We start from the raw sequence: 15,664 nt of genomic DNA, 5'->3' as shown, positions 1-15,664 counted from the left end.
CGGTTTTAATGGATACGTGGTATGCAGTCAATAATTTAATGCTTTATATTGATAGCCTAGATAAAACTTATTATTGTCCTTTGAAAACTAATCGTTTAGTTGATGATACTTTTGGCAAAGAAAAGTATAAAAATATTGAATCATTATCATGGAGTAATGAGGAATTAGAATGTGGTAAAATCATAAAAATTAAAGCATTCCCTGGTGAGAAGAAAGTGAAACTATTCCGGGTTACTATCTCTACCGATAGAACGGATTATATCGCAACTAATGATTTATCTCAAAGTTCTACGGATGTTGTACAAGAGGTGTGTAAAATCCGTTGGAAAATAGAGGAGCCAGCGCGTTGCGGGGGTTCCCCCCGTTGTAGCGACTGGCGTGAGTTTCACAGAGAAATTAAACAATTAACTGGCATTGAATCATGTCAATGTCGTAAAGCTCGCCTTCAGAGAAATCATATTGCTTGTTCAATGTTGGTTTGGCTTAGACTTAAAAATTTAGCTTATCAAACAGGTCAAACTATTTATACAATTAAGCACAACTTGCTTTCTAATTATCTGATTCAGCAACTAAAACGTCCAGACGTTTGTATGTGTTTGGTCTGATTTAAAGTACCGCGTGGCGGGGCTTCGCCCCGCCCGCTCTTTGTGCCAGTTGCGTAAGTCCTGTTATTGAGCCGATACAATTTTACTTAGTATTATATGAAGCAAACAAGCTAAAAGTAAGCCATACCTAACATGTGGGTTTTGAGAAGAGTAATTCAAGAAAAGAAAAAGTCAAGGAGCTATACCCCTTGACCAAATTCAATCAAGTTTTACAACACACAACCACACATAACTAGTGAGGTCTACAACTATGTTAAATAAATCATAAGCTTTAGTCCATGATATATACCTTAAATTACTACTTTTTTAGTAGAGGCGATCGCAACGACACTGTAAACATGCTTGTTTCATAGATTTGTGTTCTACGAGGAAATTCTAGACAGCTTCTACATTGTCAGCTATGGTTTTAAGAATCCGCTTCTGTGCTCTTTGTTTAAAAGCCTGCGCTATTTCTGGGCTTCGGCTCCCGCAGCTTCTGTGGATATTCCGCATGTGGTCCATTGATTAATCAAGGAGTTTACCGCTCTAGTTTTTTTTGGGGACAATGCAAATGAGACTGCGATTTCAATCGCAGGTTTTTTTATCCTTTCTTATTTGGATATTAATACGATTGATTCTTATTGATAATACTTTTTTAAATATTTATCACTGTTGTATACGTATTCAGTAGAACAATCGCTATATTGGATATGTAGAGTGAGGAAATAGTGCTTTGACTGAAAAAATGAGCCGGACTAGTGTCACAATTCCAGAACCAGTGTTTGATTGGTTTAAGCAGTATTGCAATAAGCAAAAGCGATCAGTCTCAGCTCAAATCAGCTATATGATTGAGCAACTTAAAGAATCTGAGGAAAAATAAGTCATCCTCTTAAGGATTTTGGAATTAACTCCACGGATAAATCCGGGAGTTTTGAAGTTGCTTTTCAAGCAGTTTTAATATTCTCAATAGAAGATTCTTCTGGAGAAGCTTTTAAACGCGTGACTGTGCTTTTACGGATGCGATCGCTCATCAGAAATACATTAGATCCTCGACTTCGCAAAAGTTGTCGGGGATCTTTCCCTGTTACAAAAGTCTGCTCGTCCTCATTATCCCAAGTAATAAAACAGGCAAATCGCCAAAATATCTGGAATTTTTCGTCATAATTTTGGGTATGTAGAGACGCGTAGCAAGATCCCGCAGGGTATTTCGCGTCTTTGGTGGGTTAAAATGTCAATTGATTTGTCCTATCCGAACCGTATTGAGACTGTCTTGCTTCTACAAATTTATGCAAATTTCTACAAAGTTTTGCAATTTGGAAACAATAATCACGAACAAATTGCTAAACTTCTGTGATTAAAAAACAAATGACTATTGCTGTAAAGAAATGGGTGTAGGGGTATGAGGGTGTAGGAGTGTAGGGGTGTAGATAGATAGCATTAGTTGAAAATTATTTGTCTTACACCCCTATCCCCTTACTCCCCTATTCCCTTACCCCCTACACCCCTAATTTACTGGAGTAAGTATGAAAAGTGACATGGCGATCGCACAACTGAGCCACTATAAAGAATATGGGGAATCTGTTCTCCAAAGCTTGGAGTTAGTCTCACAAAACCCGCCTCCCCAGGAAAGCTGGTTCCCTCAAAGTATCCATCAGAACATTCAAAGTTTAAAAGAATCTGCCCAAAGAGTAGTAGAAATTGCCTCTTCACCTGTGAAAATTGGCGTGATGGGTGAATTCAGTAGCGGCAAAACTTTATTGATTGGTAGTCTCATTGGCTACGCCGATGCTTTACCTGTCAGTGAAACCCCTACTACCGGGAACGTCACTGCAATTCATTTGCGCCAACAAGCAGATTTACAAACTACCCAAATTGGTAAGTACACCGTTCAGTATCTCTCCGATGAAGGTGTGAAAGAGTGTTTGCGGTTTATGCTTCAGGAAGTGGAAACACGAGCCAAAGCATCAGAAATATCACTGGACTTGCTGACTAGTCTGAAAAACCTGCACCCGACAACAATTGTCGATAGCAACGGAATCTTGAGATGGTGCGAACAAGCTTGGAATCAGACGCAAAGTTTAGAACTGCGATCGCTACTGCGAGAAATAGTAGTGTATATGCGTACCTACAACACTTACGGCAAATTTATTGGCGGTAAAAGCTACCAGATTGATCATACTACCGCCAAAAAAGGGCTGAGATTATCTGAACCACCGATGAATATCTTAGAACTCAGCTTTGATCAACTTCCACCACCTCCGCAACCGTGGACAAATTTTGCTCAACCATCAGCTGTAGATTTACAGAGAAGCTTTTCTTTAATTCGCCGTATTGATGTCACCGTTGAAGTATCCAAGGAAATTTGGGATTTATCTGCACTCCAAGGAACAAATGAATTTGTTTTGCTAGACTTTCCCGGTTTAGGTTCAGCAGATTCTGGGGTGCGGGATACCTTTTTATCACTGCGGGAACTCAGAGATGTGCAAACTCTGCTGCTGCTACTCAACGGTAGATATCCAGGTGGTGCGATCGCCTCAAAAATTCGTACAATGTTGGAACGCGATAAAGGACACGATTTAAGAGATAGAATCATTGTTGGTGTCGGACGCTTCAATCAACTTCCCCTGACTCAAAGTGACGAACGCGCCCTTGATGAACTCGTAGACGAACCATTACTTTCCGAAGCCAATATCTTAGAAAGTCTGGGCATTCTCCAACTTACCATTGCCAGTGCCAGCAATTTAACCACAGAGAAAAAAAATATAGTTTTACTCTCCCAACTCCACGGTTTAGCGAAACTGGCGGAACTTTCTTCGTTAATTCAAGTTTCCTCTCCAGAATTTTTGCCAGAATTAGATATCCCCAACAAACTCTCCGAAGTTGAACTGCGAGAAAAATGGCAACAACTAAGTAAAATGTTACCGCCATCGAGTACCCTGCAAAAACAACTCGGTGACTTTGCAGAAGACGGAGGAATCAGCAGACTACGCGCCTTACTCAAAGATCATGTCGCCCAAAACGGTTTAAAACAACTTGTAGAAGATACCCAAAGAACCGTCAAAGCTTTGCAAAAAGAGCAAGATAACCTCAAAACCCTCCTCGAACAAGTACCCGCTTATATCCCCGTCGAAGAAAACCCAAAATTTATTGAACTGCGCCAAGGAATCGAAAATCTCGTAACTATTTACAGACAATTTCAAGAAGAATTAGAAAAGCAACCAATATTAAAAAATCGTGATGGCGTCGCCGTTAGTGATGTCGTCAAAGACGAATTAACTAATAAAATCTTCTTTGAATGGAGTGAATGGACATTACTATTTGATAGAACTAAAAATGGGACAATTTCTCTCACCAAAGCCGACAGCTTTTTTGGTGACGAAGAAGTAGAAGACACCATCCCAACCAAAAGCGATGATTTTTACTCTGCATTTGTCCAAACCATTCAAGAAATGCAAACTTTTGCTCATGATCGCACCACAGAAGCAGTGATCGACTTTTTCAAAAAACTATCAATCGAAGTTGCAGACGAACGTAACACAGTTAATTCTGTGTTATCACCAGATATTGAAAGATACATACAAGACAACTTTGGGAAAAATCAACTCCGCCTATTTCGTAACTTCTTACGCGCAGTTGATCCAGCAAATAAATGGCAAAGATTAATTATTGATCACAGTGGATTAGCTAATAATAATCATGCCATCAACGCAGATGCTTTATTTCCCTTAGCGCGTCAAGATGACAAACATCCCAACGGACAAATTTTAGACTGGAGTCCTGATAAACAATTTCCCACTCCTCCCAGACCATTTAATCATCAAATAGCCGTTTTGCGCTTGCGAGACGAAATCACCGCCAGCGCTGGTTTACATTTAGTTCAATACGTCAGTCAGTTAACTAAACAGGTGAAATCTTCCTTTTCGAGGGCGTTGAAAGAGATTGTCGATAGTTTACAAGAACTATTGAAATCCAAACACGAACCTTTACTAAGATATATCGCCGACGCAGACAAAGACAAATCAAAATCTGTTCCACCTTGGTTAGAAACCCTTTCGCAAGTATCGATGATCGGGGAGCGGGGATAAGTGATCAGGGAGTGGGGATTGGGGACATGGGGGACAACTAATCAGTTATCAGTGATCAGTTATCAAATTAAACTGATCACTGTTAACTGTTAACTGATTCATCCCCAATCCCCGAACGCGAGTGCGTCTCCTCTGGAGAATCCCCAATCACTTATTCCTAATCCCCGATCCCCAATCACTTATTCCTAATCCCCAATCCCCAATTTAATGTTAAGGGAATCTATAATAATGCCAATTAAAATAGAACTTTTTAATCGTTACCAACTACGTACACATCCCAACGATCCATCTTTATTATTATTACCTGCAATTGAAATTAAACCAGTTCCGAATCCCCATTTTCCTCATATTTTCCGCATTAATATATTTGTTGCAGGTATACCAGAAGACTTGGCTATAGCGATGCAATCGGCTTATAAAAGTGTAAACTTTGGTACGCATAAGCTTTTACAGCTCAATACTCCCCAGCGATTAAGACAAAGTGATTGTCGCTGGAATGAACCTTTACCCACAGGTGTGAATTGTAACTTGCAAGTTATTATCGAGTATTTTGAATCAGGCGCAACGGGTGATCCGCTTTTGTCTATTAGCAAACAGACGACTGCTGAGTGCAATATCTGGACTTATCCCATCAAAGATTACTCAATAAAAAATCCACTCATGTCTTTTACCGATTCAGTCTTAAACCCTTTTAAAAATACAGCATCCCAAACTTTACCCGATGAAGAAGTAAAGTTAGCTGCTGAAGCACCAGTGAAGCAAGTTGAAAATCAACCAGAAATTACTTATCCTGGTTGGTTTGCGATTGATTTTGGCACTTCTAATTCTACAGTGACGCTTTATGATCCCAAAGTGATTGTCACACCCCATAGTTTACCTAGTGAACAAGAAGCGAGGTTACGCGATCGCCTATCGACATGGTTAACTCAACGCCCTGTGGATAATGTAGCAGGTATTAGTCAAGATGCTTGGATGCAGGAATGGCAAAGATTTTTAATTGAAGTGAGTAAAAATATCCAGGTTGATAGTAATGTCAATTTACGTAATTTAAATGGCGAGCAATTTTTAGAAGCTATTCGGCAAATTGAAATTGCTTTGAGTAAACGTTTACCTTGGTTTCGTCGGGTTGCTAGTAAACATTTAAATCAAATTTATCATGAAGTGTTTCGCGTTCCACCCCTAGAATGGCAAAGTTTGATTTCGGTAGAGTTGGATAAAGATCGACGTTTGAGTGAAATTGCTAGCGAGTTGGAAGTTATTGGTTTAGAACCGTTTTTACCAACCAACGATCCGCTAAAAGTCAAAGTTAGTTTGGGCGAACAAGCTAAACAACACCGTTTGGATGCAATTAGACAAGGCGAGGGAATTGATAGCAGATTTCTACATTCACCCAAACGTTATTTTGGACAAGAACGTTCTTTTCAAATTACTCTCAATGATAAAGAAGATTCCATCCCTGTTAACAAACTGTTGCAAGCGGCGTATGCTCAATTGATCGACTTAACTGAAAAATATCGCCAGCGTTCGGGTAAATGTTCCCAAGGTAAATTTTACCGCACGGTGGTGACATACCCCACAATTGCTTCACCTTTTGTCCGGCGAGAAATTGAACAATTGGTGAAACAGCTAGATATTGAAGATGTGCAAATGGCTTATGACGAAGCTGTTTCCGTAGCGATATTTTTTCTGTGGCGAGAATTTGGCGGCGATTTAAATTTAGGAATTGAATCTTTCAAAACTCGCTGTCGCCGGGATGGAGACAAATGGTGGCAAAATGTGATGGTGTTGGATATTGGTGGTGGAACTACCGATTTAGCCTTGATTCGTCTTTCCCTGGAAGAAATCAATCCCTTTGAACCGGGAGAAGATCGAGGCGACGGCGGACGCTACTATAAACTTACACCGAAGTTACTCGGTTCCTCTGGACATCTGCAATTGGGTGGCGAATTGATTACCCTACGGCTATTTTTGTTATTGAAAGCAGCAGTAGCCGATTGTTTACTGAGTGCAATTGTAGACGAAACCTTGCCCAGAGATATCTTAAAAGTTCAACCAGAAGAACTAAGCGATCGCTTTCTGCAAAACGGTAAATTCCAACCAGGTTCCCTACTCGCTTGTGTCGATAACGAAGTGCGCGAAGGTGAAGCTTACAAAGAAGCTTTAAACGACGCCGAAAAAGTCCTTCCCACCCGATGGAAAAACGCTCCATCTCGCGCCCAAACCTTCTACACACTTTGGGAACACGCCGAAGCAGCCAAACTCACCCTCGGACAAAAACGTCAAACACTCGATACACCGTTATTCATTCTTGATGGACAAAAAATCTCCGAACTGCTAATACACAACGATATTACCTTACCTACCAGCATTAGCGATCGCCTCAACATCACCCTCACCGTCGAACAATTTGAACAAGCAGTCGCACCCGTAGTCAAGGAAGCAGTCGGTATCGCCCAAGGATTAATCGAAAACGCCTTTAAAAACAAATCATTCAATCCTGGTAATTCTCCTGAAACAGTCGATTGGTTAATTCTTTCCGGTAAAACCTGCAATTTAGAAATAGTCGAACGCGAACTCTACCGAGTCTTCAGCAAATCAGACTACTTCCTGTGGAACGAAGAACGCGTCACCTTTGAACCAGAATACACCAAACTAGCCACATCCGCCGGGGCTTGCTTTGCTGAAAAACTCCGTCAACTGAGCTTCTCTCCCCAACAAGCCAAAGACTTACTCAAAAAAGGCGCAAACCAACTATATATAGATGTCAAAAACCTATTTTACTTTCTCCCCTGTTCCTTCGTCCGTGAAGTCATCGGCGGTAGTCCCGATCCCATCTTTCACGCTGGACAAGAATTATATCAACTTCAAGCCACAGATGCGATCGCCAAATATCGCAGTCGTTGGATGGGAATGCAATTAACCAACAACATCAGACGTCAAGACTTCGAGAACATGAAACTCCAACTTTGGGGTAGTTACAACGGCGATATCCTGATGAAAAAATTGGGAATAAACGAAGAAGACTTCAAAAACAACATTCAAGTCCAATTTGAAATCAACCAAAAACTAGACATCGATTTATTATTATCACGATCTAAACCCCATTATCTCATCCCCGTTAACATACCTTGTCTTGATGCAGCCAAAGCGATCGCCACACAAACAATTATTTCTGATCATGGAGAAATCGTCTGTGACATCGCCGTCAACGTCGCCGAATCAGCCAATGTCTTCAAAACCGATGCTCACACAGTACTCTTTTCCAGCAATCAAAACCAAGAAGTACAAATCTTTCGTTACAACGAAGGCGATACCCAAATCCAAGGAATAGGCTTAATCGCAGAATTACCACCCTTTCCTGTCAGTGGTAAACATACATTTTACTTCCAATTTCGCAACCCAGAATCAAATAAATGGGAACTCATCGGCGAACTTCCCCAACCAGAAATCAAATCCGAATATCCTTGTAAATATTACGTCTCCCTCAACAAACAAGGTATCTTGCGAATCCACGCTTTTGAAGTACCTTACTGGACATCAACAAATCCCGAATGTTTAAAAATAGAGGGATGCGTTTATCGAGATTCCCTCCAAGCTCAATCTAACAACGTCGAAACAGAACGCGATCCATTTTGTGGATTGCACTAAGGAACATAGGGATTGGGGAGCGGGGAGCAGGATAAAAGGAAGCATCCCAAATGTTCAAAAAACCCGCCTGCGATTGAAATCGTCTCATAGCTAAAGACTGCTTAATCTATTTGAGTCGTATGAATACGACTTGTGCTATGAGCAAAGGGTTTAAACCCTTTGCGGTATATTGAAAAAATTGGGATGCTCCCGGATAAAACATAACGAGAATTCTTCCTTGTTCTCCAATCCCCCTTATCCCCAACCCTCAATCCACAATCCCTAGTTTTGCAGAAATAATGGAGAGAACATGCAGCACCTCAGCAAATTATTGGAAATTGAGAACTCAAAATTAGCTTGGGTACTGCGGTTAAATTTATATGGACTGCGGACTCAATTACAAGAAGCACTCAAGGAAGATACAACAGATCCAGGTAACAGCGCTTGTCAGGAATTGGTGGGCGAATTAGATCAACTTTTGCAACCACAGAAATTAGAGATCATTACTCCCCAAACTCCCCCACCTTCCCCCACTTCCTCCACTTCCTCCACTCCTCCTACCTGGGAAGATGTGTTGGAACCAATTCAGTTGGAAATTCCTAAAGAACAGAAACTTAAAGACATTGGTGATGCTTTGCTGGCTGATCAAGAATTGTTGCAATATGTGGGTGCGTACAAGTTTCAAAGTAACAATGATCTTGATTTGTGGAACGAGATCCAACGCTTGCTGCTAAGAGTACCGGAAAAACTAGCTGATACTTGGCGCGAATGCATTTTGGCAGAAGTGAGTCAGTTCGGTGCTTTGGAAGAGAAATTTGCTGTCCAACAGATTGGCTTTAGCCGCAATCAACCTGTTTATCCTGGTTTACAGGGAAGTGTTTATGCAACTGGCTTGTTTTTATCAGATCAGGTTGATTTTGATCCACAGTTGCAAGTAGAAAAAAGAGGCGGGAAACTAGATGTATTAGCCGGGATTGTATCTGTTTGTCTCAAGTTTATCGAAATAGATCCGTGTTTACGTCATGCCTTAAAAAGTGTAGACCGCTTTGGTGTTAGACCTTTAAATTCAGATTCGGAAAGTTCTAAGTATATGACGGCACTTGTAGAACGGTTTCAGCGTGTCCTTACTACTACCAATGCTGACCCCGCGATCGCACTCCGTGCCAGACTAGATTTAGATGAGGCAATTCATTCTTTAGTATATTTGCCACCGTGCGATCGCTTTTCTTGGTGGGGAAAACTCCAACAAGAAGCCCGTCGTACTCTTGATGGCGTCGTGGAAAAAGCCCGTAATGCTGGTTATCAGGTACAGGTTCGTCCATTGTGGGGAACCTACGCCGATATTTACACTTGGTCAAAAGACGATTTACAACTAGAGATTGGTGGTGTACCAGGAGAAGTGTCCGCCTGTCTGCGGGTGTATGCCAAGATTAACGATGAGGTAATTCCAGGACGCGTTTTGTTCCGTTCTTCATTGGAAGGGTAAGAAATTTCGCTACTACACAAACAAAGTCTACTTAATTGAGCTGAATCAAACAACCCGCGCAGGCGGGTTTCGTTTGTGTAGCCGCGATTTATAATCGCCAGGGCTGAATAAAATTTTAATCACAATTTCAATTTTGCCAACTGTATGAGATTAAACTGATAACTTAATTAATCTATGCCAGCTTTAAAGGGATGTTTTTAATTCTTTAACAGAAAAACTCATGCCGGTTAAGGTTGAGGTTCTAGTCAAAGTTGGTAATCTCATTGTTAAAGTCCGCGTTTTAGTCAAAAAAGGCGTTGGTGTGAGAGTCAACGTTATTGTCAAAGACAAATCAAAAATTGCTCACCAGTCCGAGTCTAGTGAGAACCAAGCCGGAAAACTGATCAGACAGGTGGAAAGATAGCTAAACTTGGTGTCTTAGTGTCTTTGTGTTTCAAAAAAACATTTTCACCATCAAGTCACAAAGACACAAAGATAAATTACCAATTTTGAAACATCGGTGTACTCAAATAACGTTCTCCAAAGGAAGGTTGAATCACCACAATCAACTTCCCCGCATTCTCCTGTCGTTTAGCTACTTGTATTGCTGCACACAAGTTTGCACCCGAAGAAATACCAGATAATAAACCTTCTTCCCTCGCCAAACGTCGTCCAAATGCGATCGCTTCTTCATCACTGACTGCGATCGCTTCATCTATTAAATCTGTGCGGAGAACTTCAGGAATAAAACCCGCGCCAATACCTTGAATTTTATGTGAACCTGGTTGTCCACCAGAAATAACGGGACTATTTTTTGGTTCAACTGCGATCGCTTGAAAATTCGGTTTACGCGCTTTAATTACTTCAGCAATACCCGTAATTGTTCCGCCAGTTCCCACCCCAGCGACGACAATATCTACTTGTCCATCTGTATCTGTCCAAATTTCTTCTGCGGTGGTTTCGCGGTGAATTTTGGGGTTGGCTGGGTTGCGGAATTGTTGCAGCATGTAAGCATGGGGAGTGTTAGCCACAATTTCTTCGGCTTTACGAATTGCTCCCCCCATCCCTTGGGTTCCTGGCGTCAACTCCACACCCGCACCATAAGCTTTTAACATCGCCCGTCGTTCTACACTCATAGTTTCAGGCATAGTCAAAATTAAACCATAACCGCGCGCCGCCGCCACCATCGCCAGTCCAATTCCTGTGTTTCCAGATGTTGGCTCTACTAAAATACTTTTTCCTGGTTCAATTAATCCAGCCATTTCTGCTGCTGTAATCATACTTACAGCAATCCGATCTTTAACAGAAGCAGCTGGATTCATTCCTTCGAGTTTAATCACAATTCTGCCCACACATCCCTCAGTTTGAGGAATTTTATTCAGTTGAACTAACGGAGTACGTCCAATTAATTCAGTAACATCACCAGCAATTCGCATAAATAAATCTCCTGATTGGGGAATGGGGAGACAAGGAGGAGAATAAACACCAATAACACCAATAACAAATGACCAATGACCAATGATCAACAATCTTAAAAGTTAACCTAGTTTATTTCTGTAATTTTTAATGATAGTTTTAATTTTTTATGCCAAAATGCTTAAAAATAAAATTATATGATGTTTCTATATTTTTAATGTTCATCAAATGTATATTTACTCAGGAATACTTCCTGGAAATCCTGACTTTTTTCTTACTAAAATTTTGCACAATTTTCAATACTTTGAGGCTGAGTACTAGCCAGAAAAATTCAGTTTATATTTTTAGCTTTTGATTTTTGGCTCTTGAGCTTTGATTTCCAGAAATGGTGATTGAGTACATTAATTCCAGCACCTTAGTTGAAAAATGCGAGTCCCTATACCTCAAAATACTAGTACCCATACCCCAAAAAATTTTTTAAATACTGCTGCGATAGGAATTATCAGCTTTGAGTACAAACTTAATTAATTTAATAATCTTGATCCGGCTGCAAATAAATCTTCTCGACTAAGCCAGCTGCTATAAAACCTATAGGATTTACGCAGAGATTCCCCTCTACCCCCCCCTGCAAAGGGGGGGACTTCTTAAACCCTCACAGCTTTAAACAAGATGAACTAAGATATGAGGCGGCTTTGAATGTGTAAGTTCTCTGACAAAAATTCAGCTTTGTCCAACATTAGTTACTATTTACTTCTTGCTGATTATCAGTTTTCACATTTGTATGTTCATTGATAACTGATAACTGATAACTGATAACCGATAACTGAGAACTGATAGGGCTTAACTTTTGGGTGTTCATACCTTAATTATTATACAGGGTAAATTAAGACAAAAAGGTACCGTCTCACGGGGTGCATACTGCCTAGCAAGGGAGAGCCAAAATGAGACTACAAATTTCCAAGTTTCTCACAGTTTGTTTACTGACTTTAATAGTGCTTTCACCTGAGCTAGTAGTATTGAGTGTGGTTTGGGAGCAGCATATGCAGTTAGTAGAAATACAGCATTTAAGCTGTAAATTAGAGCAAATACAAGCAGGTGTATTTAGTATTATTGGCAGCCAAAATTTTGATTTATTCACTCTTGATCAAGAATGTCAAAATTTCGCTCAAGATGCAGCTACCATTAAATTTTTTGATGCCAATTTTCTGCATATCTTGCTCACTCCTACTCAACTATATAAACTTGTTGATTGCTTGAAATGGTTCTTTTTGTTATTTCCTATAGGTTTAGGTATATTCTTTTTTTTATATGACAGGTATCTTGTTTATCGCGCTACAGTTTTTCAACAACAAGTAGATAAGCTAGAAAGGTTATGGCAAGAAAGTATCGAACAATAAGGAACGTACAATAAAAGCATGACAATTACAGAAGAACGCCAAAATCTATACTTTGATTTGATTGATAAGTTACTTAGCTGTCCTAATGGTCAGGAACCAGAAGTTTTAGAAACTCACCCAGAATTACTTGATGCTGGTTTTATAAAAACAATACTACAAGTTGCTGCTGTATTTGCACATCAAGGTAATGATGAAGGAGCAAAGTTTTTAATTCACATTGCACGTGAATTATCAAAACAACTAGGATTATATCCTGAAATTCCTGAAGTCCCAGCTAAGGAGTAAAGATGTTATTGACTGCAACTGACGCAGGACAGATCGCTTTAGAATTTCTGATGGCTGAATGGAATGTTTTAGAAGCAGATAGAGAGTGGTTTGTCATTGTAAATTCTCGTCTGATTGGCATGAGTTGGTACATTGTAGAAATAGCCATAGAGGGATTTCCTGATCGGTGGTATATGCAAGTTTATGACACCGGAGAATGTGACCCAGACTATACATTTATTTCTCCGATTCGCGGTTCAGAAGGATACGCTGATCTGACAGATTTACCAAGATTGGTAGCTGAGGTCTTAGTGTCAGAACGTCATTTTCGCTAATCAGTAAGAATAAGAAATCAAATTTTTTAGATATTGCTTGTGTGTTGTTCTGTTTGTGACGAAAATTTTTACTTGTCACAAACTTTTCTTTTTTCGTATTTAGTTTATTAATAAAATATGTGGTTTTGATATTATTAAATTCAAAACTTTTAGTGTTTATTCTATGATTTAGTCATGTAAATATGACAAAATTATGCTATATTAATATTGTGATAAAGCTTACAAAAATAGTGCATGGTGGCTGAAAAAAACTATTGATTTGAAAGCGTATTAAGAATGAAAAATGAAGTGTTTATTTTCATCATTCATTATTCAGGCTTAATTATGCCTTTTGCCTTCTTGCAATAGGTTTTGTCATGATTAGAGAAGACATATTATCCAAAGAATACCTGAGAATCGTCAAAAAATACTACCCCAAAATCGGAGAATTATTAGATGACTGTTATGTGAAAGTCATCACCAATTATTGGGGACGACCTCCAAAACGCTTGCGCTACATTGGAATTTATTGTTCTGATGAAATAATGCCTCTTGTGCAAGTCCACAAAGAAATACTCCGAGATTTAGCAGAGAATATGGGGTTAGTTCAGGTAGTTTTCTTGAATGCTTCACGACTGTTACGCGATCCAATGTCGAAAATCAAGCAAGCAGATCCGCGCTTGTGGTTAGATTTGCATTGGGTTGCAATGTCTGAATAATAGCGATCGCAATGAAAACTGGAATTTTTTACGAAAACCATCATCAACACATTCATGGCGATCGCATAACGATTGACTGCAAACCTTTTCAGAAGTTGGTTGTTGATTGTTGATTGGTAAACACCAAACAACAAACAACGATCAACAATCTTAAATCAAGGGCTAACATAATGAAAAAACCCTTCTTACCTCCAGATGACATGCCACCCAATGAGGTGACGCCACAGGATAGAATGCTGTATCTGGAATTAGAACAATCAATTGGTGCATGCTTTTTTCAAGCGTGCGATCGCATCACACAAATGTTGTTGTCTACTTGTCAGTGGTATCTCACAACCAAAGACGGTAGTCTCAAATTAATCATTGACTCCCCAGACATCGTAACCTATTGGCATATCGTCAACAATATTCCTCAGCTAGGAAGTAAGCTAGAAAAATATAGCAGTGACGCCAAAATCCGCGTTTATCCTCCCATGGGTAAAGGAAGACCATTTGAAATTAGCGTCAATGAAATTTCGGCTTATCGAGATTGGCTTTAATTTGTATTGTCCAGATCCCCGACTTAGGACACAGCTGGCGAATGGTGGGTTTGACCCCTCATTCGCCCACAAATTGGCTTGTAGAGACGTAGCATTGCTACGTCTCTACATCTGGTGGAATGACGAAAAATCGTTGATGAGAGATGTCACCCCTGATTCGCCAGCTGTATCCTTTAAGAAGTTAGGGATCTAGCTTGTCAATATATTTGTCTTAATCTCAGGACTTACGCAAGTGTCACAAAAATTTCAAAATTTTGCTTGTAGTGAGGACTTTAGTCCTTATTTTGAGGACTAAAGTCCTCACTACGAACTTAAAATAATATCCAGTTGCGTAAGTCCTGAATCTAAACAGTATTGGAACGCATACTGGTGAAATTTGATGTAAAAAAATATTTATACCGGATTTTTGAGTTAAAAATCTGTTTTATGACTTGTGAAGCTAATTTACAACTCAAAAACTTAATTTACAACTCAAAAACTTGATTTACAACTCAAAAACTTGATTTACAACTCAAAAACTTAATTTACAACTCAAAAACTTAATTTACAACTCAAAAACTTGATTTATTTCAAGATAACGAGGTAAAGCATACAATCACACTTTTTTATTTAAGTACTTAAACGGTATTTAGTTACACATATTGTTTCTTCATTCCCTATTCCCTATTCCCTGTTAAGAGTTTCCTATCTCCACGAATGAATTTAATTTTGTCGAACTGCTTATTTTGAAGAAATTTACACAGTAGAGGGGAAAATGTACCAAGTTTTCTTGATTTGACAAACTTGCTCTTTGGCCGATGTGAAACGATAACGTGGACTCACCGTCTTTTCAACTTTAGCCCATTTGGATGACTCCATATAAAGTCCTGTACCAGCATTAATTTTGACTCGCTGTTCCTTAATTCGTTGATCATCCACGTCTGACTTTCCTACAACAGGCTTAAAAAGGGCAGATTTCTGGGTTTTGATGTTCATTGATTTTCTTTGCTATAATTTCTAGTCTTATTTTCTATAGCATAGACTGATCTGAGAATTAACTATATAGTTGGCAGCGATTAAAGTGTCACAGCTAAAATATCCTCCCCCGAAGGATAGAAATTTATTGAATCGCGATCGCACAATCGTACAGATGCTTTTGACAGATACTTTACAGGGATCGAAGCAATAGTCCATGCGACAATAGGAAAACAAGCTTCAAAATAGTCTTAGCCAAGATTTTCATATAATTTAAGTCTTTTGACGACATTTGCTGCA

Annotated in this window: 12 protein-coding genes and 1 pseudogene; 11 read left to right on the top strand and 2 right to left on the bottom strand. The window is 39.5% G+C overall.

Annotated elements, in window-relative coordinates; all coding sequences use genetic code 11:
• The 6 genes and pseudogenes from AC5JMK_RS01325 to AC5JMK_RS01300 form a co-directional block, all read left to right on the top strand.
• Positions 1 to 605 (top strand): annotated as a pseudogene (locus tag AC5JMK_RS01325) (IS701 family transposase); the annotation flags it as partial.
• Between the two features lie 712 nt (positions 606 to 1,317).
• Positions 1,318 to 1,464, top strand: a complete 147-nt coding sequence (locus AC5JMK_RS01320; RefSeq protein ID WP_495909201.1) for a ribbon-helix-helix domain-containing protein — start codon at positions 1,318 to 1,320, stop codon at positions 1,462 to 1,464.
• Positions 1,465 to 2,107: 643 nt separating this feature from the next.
• The gene (locus AC5JMK_RS01315; protein ID WP_495909200.1) at positions 2,108 to 4,669 is read left to right on the top strand and encodes a dynamin family protein; all 2,562 of its coding nucleotides are present in this window, start codon (positions 2,108 to 2,110) and stop codon (positions 4,667 to 4,669) included.
• Between the two features lie 228 nt (positions 4,670 to 4,897).
• Positions 4,898 to 8,317, top strand: a complete 3,420-nt coding sequence (locus AC5JMK_RS01310; protein ID WP_096677834.1) for an acetate and sugar kinases/Hsc70/actin family protein — start codon at positions 4,898 to 4,900, stop codon at positions 8,315 to 8,317.
• A 289-nt stretch (positions 8,318 to 8,606) separates the two neighbouring features.
• The gene (locus AC5JMK_RS01305; protein ID WP_495909199.1) at positions 8,607 to 9,782 is read left to right on the top strand and encodes a hypothetical protein; all 1,176 of its coding nucleotides are present in this window, start codon (positions 8,607 to 8,609) and stop codon (positions 9,780 to 9,782) included.
• Positions 9,783 to 10,002: 220 nt separating this feature from the next.
• A complete protein-coding gene (locus tag AC5JMK_RS01300; RefSeq protein WP_096677832.1) occupies positions 10,003 to 10,185 on the top strand; it encodes a hypothetical protein in 183 nt (60 codons plus the stop codon).
• A 76-nt stretch (positions 10,186 to 10,261) separates the two neighbouring features.
• Here AC5JMK_RS01300 and cysK read toward each other — a convergent pair whose 3' ends face one another.
• The gene (cysK, locus tag AC5JMK_RS01295) at positions 10,262 to 11,197 is read right to left on the bottom strand and encodes a cysteine synthase A (RefSeq protein ID WP_096679240.1); all 936 of its coding nucleotides are present in this window, start codon (positions 11,195 to 11,197) and stop codon (positions 10,262 to 10,264) included.
• 921 nt (positions 11,198 to 12,118) lie between these two features.
• Between cysK and AC5JMK_RS01290 the strand changes: the two genes are divergently transcribed.
• The 5 genes from AC5JMK_RS01290 to AC5JMK_RS01270 all read left to right on the top strand — a co-directional run bounded on the left by AC5JMK_RS01290 (position 12,119) and on the right by AC5JMK_RS01270 (position 14,410).
• The gene (locus AC5JMK_RS01290) at positions 12,119 to 12,574 is read left to right on the top strand and encodes a hypothetical protein (protein WP_096677831.1); all 456 of its coding nucleotides are present in this window, start codon (positions 12,119 to 12,121) and stop codon (positions 12,572 to 12,574) included.
• 18 nt (positions 12,575 to 12,592) lie between these two features.
• Positions 12,593 to 12,859 carry a hypothetical protein gene (locus AC5JMK_RS01285; RefSeq protein ID WP_096677830.1) on the top strand — a complete coding sequence of 89 codons (267 nt, stop codon included), beginning with the start codon at positions 12,593 to 12,595 and terminating at the stop codon, positions 12,857 to 12,859.
• A gap of 2 nt (positions 12,860 to 12,861) precedes the next feature.
• Complete coding sequence (locus tag AC5JMK_RS01280) at positions 12,862 to 13,173, top strand: hypothetical protein (protein WP_096677829.1); 312 nt, start codon at positions 12,862 to 12,864, stop codon at positions 13,171 to 13,173.
• Between the two features lie 356 nt (positions 13,174 to 13,529).
• Positions 13,530 to 13,871 (top strand): hypothetical protein, encoded by a 342-nt coding sequence (locus AC5JMK_RS01275; RefSeq protein ID WP_096677828.1) that lies wholly within the window; start codon positions 13,530 to 13,532, stop codon positions 13,869 to 13,871.
• 170 nt (positions 13,872 to 14,041) lie between these two features.
• Positions 14,042 to 14,410, top strand: a complete 369-nt coding sequence (locus tag AC5JMK_RS01270) for a hypothetical protein (protein WP_096677827.1) — start codon at positions 14,042 to 14,044, stop codon at positions 14,408 to 14,410.
• 735 nt (positions 14,411 to 15,145) lie between these two features.
• Here the strand turns inward: AC5JMK_RS01270 and AC5JMK_RS01265 are convergent.
• Positions 15,146 to 15,385, bottom strand: coding sequence for a hypothetical protein (locus tag AC5JMK_RS01265; protein ID WP_096677826.1), 240 nt, complete (start codon positions 15,383 to 15,385; stop codon positions 15,146 to 15,148).
• Positions 15,386 to 15,664: the final 279 nt, after the last annotated feature.

This window comes from Pelatocladus sp., from assembly GCF_059505505.1.
The sequence above is the reverse complement of the archived record's forward strand: the minus strand, read 5'-3'. Positions and strand labels throughout refer to the sequence as shown.

Bases quoted from the DNA above. Each gene is read 5' to 3' on its own strand.
- AC5JMK_RS01280 (WP_096677829.1), top strand. From the start codon at position 12,862: ATGTTATTGACTGCAACTGACGCAGGACAGATCGCTTTAGAATTTCTG.
- AC5JMK_RS01275 (WP_096677828.1), top strand. From the start codon at position 13,530: ATGATTAGAGAAGACATATTATCCAAAGAATACCTGAGAATCGTCAAA.
- AC5JMK_RS01285 (WP_096677830.1), top strand. From the start codon at position 12,593: ATGACAATTACAGAAGAACGCCAAAATCTATACTTTGATTTGATTGAT.
- AC5JMK_RS01310 (WP_096677834.1), top strand. From the start codon at position 4,898: ATGCCAATTAAAATAGAACTTTTTAATCGTTACCAACTACGTACACAT.
- AC5JMK_RS01270 (WP_096677827.1), top strand. From the start codon at position 14,042: ATGAAAAAACCCTTCTTACCTCCAGATGACATGCCACCCAATGAGGTG.
- AC5JMK_RS01315 (WP_495909200.1), top strand. From the start codon at position 2,108: ATGAAAAGTGACATGGCGATCGCACAACTGAGCCACTATAAAGAATAT.
- AC5JMK_RS01290 (WP_096677831.1), top strand. From the start codon at position 12,119: ATGAGACTACAAATTTCCAAGTTTCTCACAGTTTGTTTACTGACTTTA.
- AC5JMK_RS01265 (WP_096677826.1), bottom strand. From the start codon at position 15,385: ATGAACATCAAAACCCAGAAATCTGCCCTTTTTAAGCCTGTTGTAGGA.
- AC5JMK_RS01305 (WP_495909199.1), top strand. From the start codon at position 8,607: ATGCAGCACCTCAGCAAATTATTGGAAATTGAGAACTCAAAATTAGCT.
- cysK (WP_096679240.1), bottom strand. From the start codon at position 11,197: ATGCGAATTGCTGGTGATGTTACTGAATTAATTGGACGTACTCCGTTA.
- AC5JMK_RS01300 (WP_096677832.1), top strand. From the start codon at position 10,003: ATGCCGGTTAAGGTTGAGGTTCTAGTCAAAGTTGGTAATCTCATTGTT.